Source organism: Alteromonas profundi (assembly GCF_010500865.1).
In the GTDB taxonomy this organism is placed as follows: domain Bacteria; phylum Pseudomonadota; class Gammaproteobacteria; order Enterobacterales; family Alteromonadaceae; genus Alteromonas; species Alteromonas profundi.
In genome coordinates this window covers 91,563-105,719 of the sequence record NZ_JAAAWN010000013.1, presented here as the reverse complement: position 1 = coordinate 105,719, position 14,157 = coordinate 91,563, and the positions used below count along the sequence as shown (strand labels likewise).

12 protein-coding genes are annotated in these 14,157 nt (G+C 41.5%); 5 read left to right on the top strand and 7 right to left on the bottom strand.

Going from position 1 to position 14,157, the window contains the following annotated elements; translation table 11 throughout:
* Position 1: 1 nt before the first annotated feature.
* Positions 2–667, bottom strand: coding sequence for a response regulator (locus GTH32_RS11310; RefSeq protein ID WP_163085795.1), 666 nt, complete (start codon positions 665–667; stop codon positions 2–4).
* Positions 668–1,272: 605 nt separating this feature from the next.
* Entirely contained in the window at positions 1,273–2,193 is a 921-nt protein-coding gene (locus tag GTH32_RS11305) for a BrxR family helix-turn-helix transcriptional regulator (protein WP_108568722.1), read from the bottom strand.
* Between the two features lie 256 nt (positions 2,194–2,449).
* Between GTH32_RS11305 and GTH32_RS11300 the strand changes: the two genes are divergently transcribed.
* Together GTH32_RS11300 and GTH32_RS11295 are read left to right on the top strand one after the other, a co-directional pair.
* Positions 2,450–2,704, top strand: a complete 255-nt coding sequence (locus GTH32_RS11300) for a hypothetical protein (protein ID WP_163085620.1) — start codon at positions 2,450–2,452, stop codon at positions 2,702–2,704.
* Between the two features lie 170 nt (positions 2,705–2,874).
* On the top strand, positions 2,875–3,297 hold the full coding sequence (locus GTH32_RS11295) for a PD-(D/E)XK nuclease superfamily protein (protein ID WP_108568723.1): 423 nt from the start codon (positions 2,875–2,877) through the stop codon (positions 3,295–3,297).
* Positions 3,298–3,639: 342 nt separating this feature from the next.
* On the opposite strand, the gene GTH32_RS11290 is transcribed toward GTH32_RS11295, so the two are convergent.
* The 5 genes from GTH32_RS11290 to gorA form a co-directional block, all read right to left on the bottom strand.
* On the bottom strand, positions 3,640–4,059 hold the full coding sequence (locus GTH32_RS11290; protein ID WP_108568724.1) for a hypothetical protein: 420 nt from the start codon (positions 4,057–4,059) through the stop codon (positions 3,640–3,642).
* Positions 4,049–6,130, bottom strand: coding sequence for an integrase (locus tag GTH32_RS11285; protein WP_163085793.1), 2,082 nt, complete (start codon positions 6,128–6,130; stop codon positions 4,049–4,051). Before GTH32_RS11285 ends, GTH32_RS11290 begins: the two co-directional genes overlap by 11 nt.
* An 8-nt stretch (positions 6,131–6,138) precedes the next feature.
* A complete protein-coding gene (locus GTH32_RS11280; RefSeq protein ID WP_108568726.1) occupies positions 6,139–7,842 on the bottom strand; it encodes a hypothetical protein in 1,704 nt (567 codons plus the stop codon).
* Entirely contained in the window at positions 7,829–9,025 is a 1,197-nt protein-coding gene (locus tag GTH32_RS11275) for a tyrosine-type recombinase/integrase (RefSeq protein ID WP_108568727.1), read from the bottom strand. Before GTH32_RS11275 ends, GTH32_RS11280 begins: the two co-directional genes overlap by 14 nt.
* A gap of 89 nt (positions 9,026–9,114) precedes the next feature.
* Positions 9,115–10,461, bottom strand: coding sequence for a glutathione-disulfide reductase (gorA, locus tag GTH32_RS11270; RefSeq protein WP_163085791.1), 1,347 nt, complete (start codon positions 10,459–10,461; stop codon positions 9,115–9,117).
* Positions 10,462–10,720: 259 nt separating this feature from the next.
* On the opposite strand from gorA, the gene GTH32_RS11265 reads away from it, so the two are divergent.
* From GTH32_RS11265 to GTH32_RS11255, 3 genes are all read left to right on the top strand, one after another.
* A complete protein-coding gene (locus GTH32_RS11265) occupies positions 10,721–11,170 on the top strand; it encodes a hypothetical protein (protein ID WP_163085789.1) in 450 nt (149 codons plus the stop codon).
* 213 nt (positions 11,171–11,383) lie between these two features.
* Complete coding sequence (gene prlC, locus GTH32_RS11260) at positions 11,384–13,420, top strand: oligopeptidase A (RefSeq protein ID WP_163085816.1); 2,037 nt, start codon at positions 11,384–11,386, stop codon at positions 13,418–13,420.
* A 3-nt stretch (positions 13,421–13,423) separates the two neighbouring features.
* Positions 13,424–14,110 carry a DNA-3-methyladenine glycosylase I gene (locus tag GTH32_RS11255; protein WP_163085787.1) on the top strand — a complete coding sequence of 229 codons (687 nt, stop codon included), beginning with the start codon at positions 13,424–13,426 and terminating at the stop codon, positions 14,108–14,110.
* Positions 14,111–14,157 lie beyond the last annotated feature (47 nt).

Sequence of the window (14,157 nt, the reverse complement as noted above, 5' to 3'; positions counted from 1 at the left end):
GTTAATCTCCAGAGTTGGATATGCAATACCCTACGCCTCTAATGGTTCGAATGAAGTTTTCTGGCATCTTTTTTCTTAAATTGCTGATATGCACTTCTATTGTATTGCTTGAAACTTCCTCACCCCATTCATAGAGTTTGCTCTCAAGTTGCTGCTTACTCAATATGCGACCCGCGTTTTCAATTAGCGCTTTCAAAAGCATAAGCTCTCTACGCGGAAGATGTACTATGTCACTATCAATAGTCAATGTATGGTGCTTTGTATCAAGGCTGACGTTCTGCACAGTGATCACACTTTCTGAAGACGTACCTAATCTGCGCTCTAAAACCCGTAAGCGCGCCAGCAACTCATCAATTTCAAAGGGTTTGGGGAGGTAATCGTCTGCACCCGCATCTAGCCCTGATATTTTGTCAGAGGTCTTGTCTCTTGCGGTCAGAATTAAGACTGGCAGTACTGGATTAGTTTTTCGAATACTCTTGAGAACGATTAATCCATCCTGGTCTGGTAGACCTAGATCCAAAATGACAATATCATTTTGCGATGGGCGAAGTGTACTTATTGCGCTGGCACCATCGTAGACACAGTCTACAGTATAGTTTGCCTTTCTTAATGAAACTTTAAGCGCGTTGGACAAAGGCTTATCGTCTTCAACTAACAGTATGCGCATAAGATCCCCATAATTTCTCAGTAAATTTAAGGATATACAAAAAAACTTAAGAAAACCTTAAGCATTTTTTATTACAGGTCTGAATCGAGCAGGTTTTTTCAGACCTTTCATAGCTTCTAATAATCGTCAAAAATGCTACCACACACTTCCTATGGGCTTTTATGACCTCAACAATTACGTTGGCTACAGAGGAGATATCCGCAATTAGTACAAAACTCAAAAAAGCCAATAATCTGTTTGTCCGATAATTGTCTGAAGCTGCCTGTCAGATGACATCTTAACCTACATCTAAAAGTGCTAGATCAAATATGGGCTACTAAACGTAACAATGCTAGTACCGAGAGGCCAGTTTTGAATCAGTATCGATCATTTCTTACCGGCGTCTTTTATTGCTAGGTACACAATTTTTCTTGTTAAATCATCGCAGGGAATATTTTTCATTTTTTGATGCCTTGCGGATACCGTTGTGTCAACTTCACCATTTACGTACACATTAGGAATTTTTCCAACAGCTATGCTTTGCTAACAATAACTGCATTTCAGTATTTTTCCTCCAACCGCTCAAACATCTAAACCTATCGATACTTTAGTACTTGTGCTTCATTTTAGATGTTGCTTGATTTTAAAAGCTTCAGCATTTCAGCATTTAAGAGTTTAAATTTATAAAATCTCGGAGTTTTATCCTCTAACTTTTCCTCTCCATTTCTGCTATCGATAAACCATTCTTTTTCGATAATCCACTGGAATGCACAACGTACTGATGTGGTCATCTCGTTTTTGTTTTCAGGGATACCAAAATCAGTTCTGATTCTGGCTTTTTGTGATTCACTTCTATCGGTATGAAGCTGGAGCTGAAGGGGAAGGATTAAATTCCATTCTTTGTCAAAATCTAAGGTTTCATGGGATAGAGCTTTATATGTTTTCTCTCCAAAATGCTCAACAACATCAAACGCCCTTGAAAAATGGAAATTCTTAAAAAATACCTTATTTTCGTCGTCTCGATGATAACCTCTAAACATCCAATTAACCCCATCGTGCATCATTGCAAGAGGAATGATTGTTCGCCTATGATGATTATCACTGTTTTCTGAACGGTACTCACAACTAATAGCGTATTTACCTTTAATTGCTCTTGTAATTTTCCCAATAAAATTAGTTGAGAGATTGTTAGTTACTTTCCCTATTTTTTCAAAGGGGATTATAGTTTTGGCCGGTAGAGAGAGTTTGTTCTTATTGAAACCATTAGCTAACATGCCTAATGCTGTTTCTGCGTCAAAATCTATGAGAGGTTCATAACTATCTCTTACAATAGCATTAGCTCTTACACTTCTGTTGTACACAATATTTCTTTTACAAATATTACTGTAATCAGCTAGAACTTTTGAAGCCGCCGCATCAGATAAATTGAACATTTCACCGATGTCAGAACGTTTAACGATACCAGTGAAGCGCAACATAAAGTCGATGTATGCAAGGCGATCTGCAGTATTTGTATATTGTTCTTTTAGGTCTTTATAGGTAAGCATTATCAGTATATCTAGTCATGTATGTGGCTTAAATACTACTTCACTAATGTCTTAGAGTCTACTTTCGTATTTTGATTTCGGTCTTTGTTGTTGATTTTATGCTATTGAATTTTCATCTTCACTTATAAAAACTTTACGCAAGAATTGACTTGGTTGTTTTTTGATCGTAAGATTGATCATAGTTGGAGAATTGGTCTCTAACATATAGATCCTAATGAAGAAAGGAGGTTGTATATGGCAACTAACGGAAAAGTCGGTGATAACCGCCGTTGCGGAGCTGTTCGAAAACGATCGCAAACTCAAACTGGTTCAGGTCACTGGGTCAAGCGTGATGCAAACACCGGACAATTTATGGACGTCAAAAGTGATCGGAAGCCGTTCAAAGGAGTTAGAAGGGAGAAATAAAAAAGCACTTATCAGTGTTACTGAAAAGTGCTTTTTTTGTGAGGTGATTTATTTATCTGCGCCAACAGAAAGAATAAGACACGACACTGAAGTGCTTGTCCATTGAAGAACAGCCTATCAATCTTTAAGAGTCATGATAGTACATGTCTTTGATGTTCACCTCAATATTTTGAGCCGTTTATTAGATAAAAATGTGGGAAGCGGTAAGTTTTTGCTCGGAATTAGCCTGTTTTTTAGGCTTATCCTATCTTAGAAAATTTATTGAGGTAACTACTAATGAGTAGAAAAGATTTACTAAACGATATTACTAGTACTTTTCAGGGGCTTGGGTTTTCTGAAAATACTAACGAAAAGCCAATGACGTACCAACGAAATGTCAAATATCCGAGTATTTTCTCGGATAAAAGGGACTATGCACATTTTGTCGTTCATACACCAATACGCACAATTCAAGTTGTTGTTAAGTATCAAGAATCTGCCGGCACTGCTATAGAGAAACTTGGATATACAGTAATGGACGCGGCACGCTCTGCATACGATGATTACTTAGTCGTATGTGGTGGATGTGAGCTATTGAAACATGACAGGGCCATTGAATTTTTAAATTCTTACCGGTCATCAGCACCTAAGCTGACTGCTATCACTGTGAAAGACATTGTTGCTTTTATAGGTCCAGATTTAGGCCGTTATGCCGCTTAAGTTAAGGAGCATGTAGTGTGCCGTTTCTGGCACACTACCATAATTACACATGTAGCAGGCCTATTTTCAGAAGGTACTGTCCTAATTGTCTTATGTTAATAGAAAATCTCTTCTTTAATGATCAGCAACCAATTAACCTAGTATGCTTTTACAGACAAGTTCTTACGCACTAATGGATGCCAATGAGCTTCAATGAGAGTGCGAGCGCAGTATGTGCAATGAGAAACTGTCAGATTTGCGCAAGCTTTCTAGCAATTTTGTTAAATCAAATGTTGCCTACTCCACACAAGCGTGTGAACACCAAGTTATTTCGATGTGACGATACAAGATAAATTAGACATGCTATTCATTTGTTAACTGGTACTCTAATTCTGCCACTCTCTGTTTGTACTCTTCGATGGTTAATGCAAAAGAATTGTGCTGGCTAGCCATATTGGATAGCCTTTCACGAAGCTCAGCTACTTCGCTCTTGTACTTTCTTTTCAATTTAATTTCTTTTTTGAGTCGTAACCTCAGTTTTGAAAGAGCGTCTGAGGAGTGTTCGGGTATCATACTCACTGAATAGCTTTGTTTTTTTAAAGCCCAAATTTCTTCGACAATATCTTCGTAATAGTATATTGAACCGCTGCCTAGGCCTGCTTCCTCCTCAACCGCTTTAACCGAGAGCTTTTGGGAGTACGGGACAATTGTTGTGGCTTTATTCAGTATTCTGTCTAGAGCCTCTTCAATCCTCGCTCTCGTAACTTCTGATTTAGTCATCATTTCCCCCGTCTTGTTTGTACTCAGAAAATGGAATGTTAAAGAAGTGCATGACTCGCTCGGCTGCTTTAATTTGTGAAAGGTAATGGCTTTCAATAGAACTAGAAAAAGAATCTATACTCTTAAGGTATTTTATCTGCTGGATACACTGTTGGTGTCTTATTGACCAGCCCTTCGCTTGTTCTTCATCTATTAACTGATTTTCACATTTAAAACAATTTGCTGGTGAGGCGACCTTGCTCATTTGGCATTGATATCCTGCTAAGCAATAGGAGTGTAACGTTCCTACAAAGTCTATTCTGCCAGCTTTAACGTGATTGTGAATTTCTTGCCAACTTTTATGCTCTGTTGGAATTGACCCTCTATCTTTCATTATTTCAAGGCCGCGCTTGCCAAATAATTTATCTTTTCGGTTGTACCACTTAAAAACAGTTTCAGTAATAACTTCATTACGAACATTTTTTATCAATTCTGACAGCTCGCTATCGGTATTAATCCCTCTAAGTACTGCTGCCGCACCGCCTTCTTCGTACCACTCACTGGTTGGTATATCCAAATGTTTAAACTGTTCTTTAACGGCTATCGTGGAACAGAGGTTGTGGCGTCTTACAAATACGGCAAAAGTTCTTCGAAATTGATGAGAAGTAATGGGCCATATATATCCAAGTGCAATTTTTTTATTAGATAAAACAGAGTTTTGGTTTGGGTTGATCAAGTAAAATTCTTCAAGGGCCTCGTCATCTACAATTGCTCCTGCCTCTTTAGCTATCTCATTAAATTTGTTGCGAAAATGCTCTTCATAGATGATCTTTGGAGCTTCACTTTTCTTTGTTTGAGTAAGCCATAAACAACTCGCCTCGTGGTTTTTCATCGGGTCTGGATGATTGAACAGTTGTTCTCGCATATATTGCGTCAAGGCCTCAGCGAGTGAGATGGCGTCTCCTACGATAGTTGTTGTTACCCACTCAGATAGTTGTCCTCGTCCTTGTGTCATCTTGTGGTGGTATGATTGTACAGTGTGAATGATTTTACCGTTGTACGTTCTAGTCTTAAAACTATCGGGATGCAAAGAGTACAGTTCGCTGCGTCGCATTCCTGTAAATGCTGCGCAAACGATATAACAAGCGGCCTGGATTTTTGATAACCACGACTCAAATTGTCGCCAGGGTAAAATATGTTTTTCTAATGGCGTCCCTTGAAGATACAACTCAATAATGGATGAGTAGCTCTGAGGCTTAGCTTTATTTACCTCTACCCTATAGTCTGCGGAATTTGGGGTTAACCACTTCCAACTCCCGTCATTTATTTTGCGATCAACAACCTTTTTGCCTACTTCGTAATTTATGCGCAACTCTCGTATCAGTTCACTTAGCAAAACTCTATACGGATAGAGTTTTTCAATATAATCGATTGCTCTCGAATAAATTTTCTCCATGATACTTGTAGGCATAGCGTAAAACTGATTTGGTTTAGTCTTTTCAACCGCGCAGCATTCAATTGCTAAGGCTTTCGTGCTTTGATCGGTAGGGATTACTAGGCCTATGGGAAGAATGTGATCCGCCCTTTGTACTTTATTCAACATGCTGAATATCTGGACGGTGTTGCCATAACTGTATTGCAAAGATGTTAAGTATGTACAAAATTCATAAAACAAAACGGCATGCGACAGTTTGGAAATGCTAGCCCATTTCATTTTTTCCAAAAACTTATAGACTTGCAGCAACTTACTGTGCTGAAAGATAATTGTTGATGGCTTCAGTGGGTAAGAGTTCCCTCTGCCTGCATTAGTGTAAAGCCAAGAAAAACAAATCATTTTCAGCTCTGTAGCAAGTTCAAAAGAACTGATCTCTGAAAAAGTGATTTTATCCTTGTTGGTTATCTTTCTATCTATGTAAGCAGATAAAATCCACTCTTCATCGCCAAAGTAGCTAACTGTAGTCCCCGCATGGTCTTTAGTCACTGGCACGTTATCTAGATACTTGAAGTCCAACTTACTATAGGATTCAAGTACTTTTTGAAAACCATCGAGGTTTTCATTCACTACATTTCCAGGAAGACTAAGAAGTATTTGCATCGTGCTCTCTAAAAGTTGTAATTTATACCTTCAGGCCAAATGGGGTGACGACCTTCCTGTTTGAGCTTTTTAGTTGCTTTACGGCGTACCTTCGGGTCAACGCTAAAAATACACAAGTCTATTTTTTCAACCAGTGAAGCAAAGTTTCTAACGAACTGAGAATGACTTTTATGGTCGATAATTGATTCTTCAATTACTTCCCGAAAGCTCATTAAGCACCAAATATCCTCAACTTTTTCGATAATCACCTGATTGGGACAGTCAAAGCAATTCAAGATATCGGCGCAAGCCAAATGATCAACATCAAAGTGCATTGGACTTAAATTCATTTTTCGTCTGTAAACACTAGCTTGTTTACCGAAAGGTGAAATGCATCCAGAGCCAAGGGCTGTCTTTTTAGAGTGCTTATTTAAATCACCATACTTAGCAAGAAACTGCTCATAGGGGAGTACTTCAACATCCAGTTTCGATTTCGCATAGCTTTTCGCCTGGGCAAGGTCAGAACATCGTGCAACAGCTTCCAATGTATGGGTGGCAGCTTGTAACTGCTTTTTATTTTCTATCGGATTACCCGTAGTATAGTGCTGACGAAGAGTATTTGGTGTATTGCCTAATAAAATAGAAGCGCCAGCATAGTCGCCTGTTAAATCTAAATATCGAGCACTACCAGTCGCCCTAAATCTCTTTGCCATAGGCCTAAGCGGTAGATTGTCATCTGTGTGTAGATTAAAAGTAGATTGAAGCCAAATACTAGTGGATCTTAAATGGCTTGGTTCAAGAGGCTTTAACTTGCCCCTACAAGCCATAAAAAACAAATGCTCATTATTCGGCGCGATAGCGTGGCTCAACTGTAAAAGTTTCTTTATGAATCGCAGCGAATGTTTCGGTACATTTTGACGATTATTTTCTCCGATTGATATCGTTACGTACTTATTCGCCCTGGCTTTTAGAACGCTTTGCGAGTATATGCGCTCTTCGTTGAAGTTACTCTCCTTAAACTTTTTCATAGATAATAAGGACGTCATGTTTCCCCAAGTAAAATAAGACATGAGGAAATAACCAAGTGAAAAACATTTTGTGATGGCCCCCGCAACTTCTATTCTCCGGGGCCCGAAAGCAATTTCAGCAGTTGCAACTCTTGGCTCTGTGTATAAATGCAGTTCTGGAGTGCTAAGTATTTGTTCAAAAAGCTTATTAAACGTTGAGTAGATTGGCTTTAAAAGGGACTTGAGTTCAGAGTCTGAATAGCCCTCAGTAGGGTTCAGTTCGCGTCTGAAAAGCCCTCTCGGAGAAAACCAATCCTTACAAGGTAACCCTAGTATAGTAAGCATGCACTTTATAGAACTTGTTCTTTTACGAGCTGTATTGACATTCAACGAGCCAAGCCTCACTTTTTCGACCTGATGCCTTTCCCACGCAATTATGGAATCGTGAGTTTCCAAGTCGAGATTCGACGAATCTACAAATTTGACATATCTTACAAGGTCATTGACATATCCAAACTTCGTTCTGTCTGAGTAGTTTTGATCATCACGAAGAGCTGTAAACCAGCGTCGAACAAGCTCGTCTCTATTTGCATATATACCGCCAGTTAGTTCCTTTTTTAGCGGCACATTGAGGTATCGAAATCTATTGAAGTCGAATTGCTGATACCGAGCTATCCCTACTTTCAAACTAATGATGAGGCTTTTATCTTGCTCAGATTGACTCATATAGCGACTCTTCAAGAATGGTATCTAGAAAGCTTGCTGCTTCTCTAACGTTTTTTTTACGCTCCAAGAAGTCGACGTACTTCCAAGTTGTTGCTTCACTACTGTGTCCCATCCATGCCATCATTTGTGTTACTGCGTCTTTTTGCATCCCTATCTCTAAAAGCGATGCAAGGCGGTACGTACAGTACGTGGCTCTGAGGTCATGAGTGGTATGAGAAAATAGCGAAGACGTTTCACGCTCAACAGCGTTTCTTAATCTTCTAAACGATTGCTGAACGTTGTTAGGACTAAATGGAGCACCTGATTTCGAGACTAGCAAAAATGAACTATTGTTCTTTTTGAGCCTTAGCCTGCGCCTTTTTGATTTTGCATAGCCAACAAGTAGAGCTCTGAGGCTGGGAGAGATTTCGACTTTTCTTTCTTTTCCATACTTTGTAGCTACACCATTCATCGGACCAATTTTCACTTCTGATTTATCGGAAAACTCAAGTTCCAACGCTAAACATAATGGGAAAGTACATGCTTCCTGTAATCTCAAACCTGATTGTACTTGCAAGAGTTGATGGATTATAAACTCTATGTTGAACGTGGAGAGTGCTTTCGCAAAGGGCTCTAGCTCATCTTTTGATAGCGGATTGAGTGATTGCACTCGCTCTTTTAAAGGAACTTTTACGCGAAGGTCCGTGCTACTGACAATGTAATGAGGGTTAAGATGATTCATCATTCCGGTGTTTCTGATTTTCACCATCTCGTAGTCAAATGGTTTACCGGATTCGTTAACGTTAAGAAATTTTTGGTGGATACACCACTCGTAAAACTTTACGACATGCCTCATGTAAAGAGATGCCGTAGAGAACTGGATTTGTCCTAGCCTTGCGTTTGTTAGTAAATTATCGTTTCTAAACCTATAGGTAGGTCTTAAATATTTAGCAGTCGGAAATTTATCCCAAGATAATGAGTTTTCTTCCAAGAAATTAAAGTAGCGCTTTAAAGCACGAACCGTGGAGTTTAAATCTTTCGCCTTCCTGTAGTTGACTAGATGATTTATCCAAAGATTTACAGGTGTAATATATTCGTGGTTTGAATAGTAAAAAGTTGGGATACCTTCCAGCTTAATATGCCCACTATTGGGTACCGAAAGGGGAAGCACAGAGAAGGGATTTGATTGAATCACGTAAGTCATGTACTACCCCGAATGAATCTAAGAATTTCTAAAGGGTAGTACATTTTCCAGAAAGTGCTCAGCTACAGTCTAACATTCCAGAACGCGATCTACATAGTAACGAATTCTTCTGCGCTAGTGGGGTGAATAGCCACACACGCATCGAAATCGGCTTTGGTAGCGCCCATTTTTATTGCCACGCCAAAGCCTTGCAGAATTTCGTCCATGCCGTGGCCTATACCGTGTAAACCAACCACTTTTTCGTCTTTACCCATGCAGACCAATTTCATTTTGGTGAGTTGGCGATGACGGGTAACCGCCGTGTACATAGAGGCAAAGCTTGACGTGTATACTTTAATCTCATCTTCACCATACTGCTCAATAGCTTCTGGCTCGGTAAGGCCAATGGTGCCAATGGGCGGATGACTAAACACCACGGTAGGAATGGTGGTGTAGTCCATATGCGCATCTTCTTGGCCGTTAAATAAACGTTCGCTTAGCAGGCGTCCTGCTTTTACTGCCACAGGGGTAAGTTCCGCCTTGCCAGTAATATCGCCTACTGCATAGATATTTTTGGCTGTGGTGTTTTGGTATTTATCTACCTTAACTAAACCCTTTTCGGTTAGTTCCACATCGGTGTTTTCAATAGCAATTACATCGGTGGCGGGTTCACGTCCAATAGCCCAAATAAGACAATCTGCCTCTAGCACTTCATCATTGGTTAAGTGCACAGCAAGGGTGTTATTGTCTTTGCGTTCAACTTTTTCTACGCTGGCATGGTTATGTAAGGTAGGTCCTTCGGCATGAATCATGTCGGCAAGCGTGTCATGAATAAGTGGGTCGAAGTGACGCAGCGGCGTATGGCCACGAACTACCAAGTGTGTGTCTGTGCCTAAGCTGTCTAACACGCCCGCTAACTCTACCCCAATATAACCGGCACCTACTACAATGGCGCGTTTAGGTTGCTCTTTTAAGGCAAAGAACCCGTCTGAATTGATACCGTGTTGAGCACCGGGTATGTCGGGAATAATCGGGCGTCCGCCGGTAGCAATGGTAATGTGGTCAGCGGTATATTGCTCGCCATCTACTTCCACGGTGTTGTTATCAACAAATCGTGCAAAACCTTTTATTAAGGTAACGTTATTTGCAGTAAGTATGCGATCGTAAGAAGCATGTATACGCTCGATATAGGCGTTTCTGCTTGCCACTAATCCGTCCCAGCTAAATTTATTAAGGGTTACGTCGAAACCGTATTCGGGAGAATAACGATTAATGGCCTCGGCCACCTGTGCGCCGTACCACATCGCTTTTTTAGGTACACACCCAACATTAACGCAGGTACCGCCCACGGCTTTTGCCTCGATAATAGCTACGTTTTTACCATGTTTAGCGGCACGGTTAGCAGAAGCGATACCGCCGCTACCACCACCTATACAAATATAATCAAAATGTGTCATTCGTAATGTCTTCTCGTCCGTTGGGGCAAATAGTCATAATGTTATTGTTACATGAAATGGGGTGTTGGCACACCAAATACAATATCACTAGACCGTAACTACCAACGATTAATTTCTGCCAATCTGGATCAGAACGTATTTTAGCGGTAATTGGATCTGGTTAAAAAACGAACATGTGCTACTTTAAGTAAGTTGTATAAAAAATGCACTTTACTGTTTTGGTAAGGTGTAACTAAGTTAAAGCGGAAGGAACTATGTTATGAAACGCACGTTTAAGTTATTTATCGTGGTTGTAGCATACTTTATCGCTGTAACGTCATTTAACACTATGGCGGATGAAAGGGTATTCAAAGAGGGTAATTACTGGGAAATTGCAGCCATCGAAGTGAAAGATGGACATTGGTTAAATTATGGAAATCACTTGGCAAATGAGTGGCGTTCTTCCATGGAGTTTGCCAAATCGAAGGGATGGATTGTCGACTATAAAGTTATTAGTAACCTTCACCCCCGGGATGGAGAAGCATCACTCTATTTGCTTACCATTTTTACCGACTGGGCATCAGAAGCTGAGAACGAAGAACGTTATGCAGCTTGGATAGAGTGGTCGAAGAAAAGCCTCGATAAAATGGAAGAGCAAAGCGGGGAACGTGTCACTATGCGCCGTATTATGGGTGAGCAATTGATGCAGGAACTGACGTTTAGAAATTAGCGGTTGTTTTGTCGTTAAGAAACAGTAGGCGAACAGTGTTCAGTGTATTCTTAGCGACAACGCCTCAGTAACTGTTTGTTAGCGGCATTCCCTTTAACGAATAACCACTTACACCCTTTGGCCCCCTTACGTGTAATTTTTCATCCAAGCCTTGCTTTTGTCTCGCCCGACCCAACATTTTATTCATATGCACAGACAAGAGTGATTATGACTATGACGACACCCGCTATTGAGATGGTCGACGGCCTTCCCCTTTTTTCTTCTATCGAACCAAAAGACATTAAACCCGCAATTGAAAAAGCCATTGCAGATTGTAAGCAAGAGATTGAAGATGTAGTGGCGTCTAAAGACTACAGTTACGCCAACCTTGTGTTACGACTAGAAGAAGTGGACGACAGGCTAAGTAAAATTTTTTCTCCTGTCTCCCACATGAATTCGGTGGTCAGCTCTGATGCCTTACGTGAAGCCCACGATGCCTGTTTACCGCTATTGTCAGAATACGGCACCTGGGTAGGGCAGCACCATGGGTTGTACCAAGCGTATGAAACGCTGAAAGCTTCATCAGAGTATGAAGAGCTTGATGAACAAAGTCGTAAAGTTATCGATAATGCCGTGCGCGACTTCACATTGTCCGGTGTGGCATTGCCCGCTGACAAAAAACAGCGTTTTGCCGAAATTCAAGCGAAGTTAAGCGAGTTGTCATCAACGTTTTCTAATAATGTTATGGATGCCACCATGGGGTGGACGAAACATATTACGAATGAAGAAGACTTAGCTGGCATGCCAGATTCAGCAAAAGAAGCGGCCGCCCAAGCGGCCCATCAAAAAGATTTACAAGGCTGGTTGTTTACCCTTGATATTCCTTCCTACCTGCCTGTTATGCTCTATGCCGACAACCGCGAACTACGCGAAGAAATGTACCGTGCGTATGCCACTAAAGCCTCTGAACAAGGGCCAAACGGTGGAAAGTGGGACAATACCGATGTTATCCAAGAGATACTTGCACTTAGAACCGAACTGGCGCACCTATTGGGGTTTGAGCACTACGCCCAACGTTCGTTAGCAACGAAAATGGCTGAGTCGACAGACCAAGTAGAAAGTTTCTTACAAGATTTAGCGGCTAAATCGAAGCCACAAGCTGAAAAAGAGCTTCAAGAAGTGCGCGATTATGCTGAGCAAACACATCGTGTAACCGATTTACAAGCGTGGGATTTGCCCTATTACAGTGAAAAGCTGAAACAAGAGAAGTACACCATTTCGGATGAAATGCTACGTCCTTACTTCCCAGAAGAAAAGGTGCTATCTGGGTTGTTTGAAGTTGTTCATCGCCTTTACGGCCTTAAAATAATTGAACAGCCTGGGGTTGATACGTGGCACGAAGACGTACGCTACTTCACCATTACTGATAGTGCTGATGCCATGCGTGGCAGTTTCTATCTCGATTTATATGCGCGAGCGAAAAAGCGCGGTGGTGCTTGGATGGACGAATGTCGTGTGCGTCGTAAAACCGCCTCGGGCGACGTGCAGCTGCCAGTGGCTTACCTAACCTGTAATTTCAACGGGCCGGTAGGCGACAAACCCGCACTGTTTACCCATGATGAAGTCGTCACCTTATTCCACGAGTTTGGTCATGGTCTGCATCACATGTTAACCAAAATGTCGGTTGCGGGCGTATCAGGCATAAACGGGGTGCCATGGGACGCCGTAGAGCTTCCAAGCCAATTTTTAGAAAATTGGTGTTGGGAGGAAGATGCGCTTAACTTTATATCTGGCCACTACGAAACCGGCGAACCTTTACCGGCCGATCTTCTTGAGCGAATGTTAGCGGCAAGAGATTTTCAGTCGGCCATGCAAATGGTACGGCAGCTTGAATTTAGTTTGTTCGACTTTACTTTGCACAGTAAAGATGGCGCAAATGTAAACGTACAACAAGTATTAGATGACGTGCGTAGCGAAGTAGCCGTGGTGATCCCGCCTTCGTTTAATCGTTTCCAAAATAGCTTTGGACATATATTTGCTGGGGGTTATGCCGCTGGCTATTACAGCTATAAATGGGCTGAAGTGCTTTCTGCCGATGCCTACAGCAAGTTTGAAGAAGATGGCATTTTTAATCGCGATACCGGCAAGGCGTTTTTAGAAAACATCCTAGAAATGGGGGGGAGCCGCGAGCCAATGGATTTGTTTATTGCCTTTAGAGGCCGGGAGCCACAGGTTGATGCGTTACTACGCCATAGCGGTATTAAGGGCTAGTTAGTGGAGCGGTTCAACGACATCTATCAAAGAGCGTGTGAACGAAAGGGCGGCGAGCAGGCAGTAGAAGCGTTGCTTGCCGTGCCACTTCCCGCTACCCAAGTGGCGAATATTAGTGATGATCGTTTTCTCGCTGCTATGACTAAAAAGGTATTCCAGTCAGGCTTTGTGTGGCGGGTGATTGAGCAAAAGTGGGAGGCATTTGAAGACGTATTCTTTGGCTTTAACATCGACAAAGTGCTTTTAATGCCTGATGAGATGTTAGAGAAAAAAGCCACCGACAAACGTATTGTACGCAATTATAAAAAGGTGCTTACGGTACGTGAAAATGCGCAAATGATTAAAGACGTGGCCCGACACCACGGCAATTTTGGGCAATTCGTGGCTAGCTTTGATAGCGACAACATCACCGAGTTATGGCTTTATTTGAAAAAACATGGCGCCCGGTTAGGGGGTAACACAGGCCCCTATATGCTGCGCTCGTTAGGCATAGACACATTTTTGTTCACCCGAGATGTGGAAGACTATTTACGTAAAAATTTAATTATTGATGGTGGCCTTACAAGCAAGAAAACGCTCAAGGCGGCCAACGCAGCATTTAGTCAATGGCAAGCAGAGAGCGGTCGTTCACTGCAAGAGTTGAGTCTGCTGGTAGCGTACAGCTGGGGTACGAATAGAACTATGCCCTAGTTAGGTTTTTTTGTCAGTAAAGCGCTGTTGCTAGGCCTGACAATCCG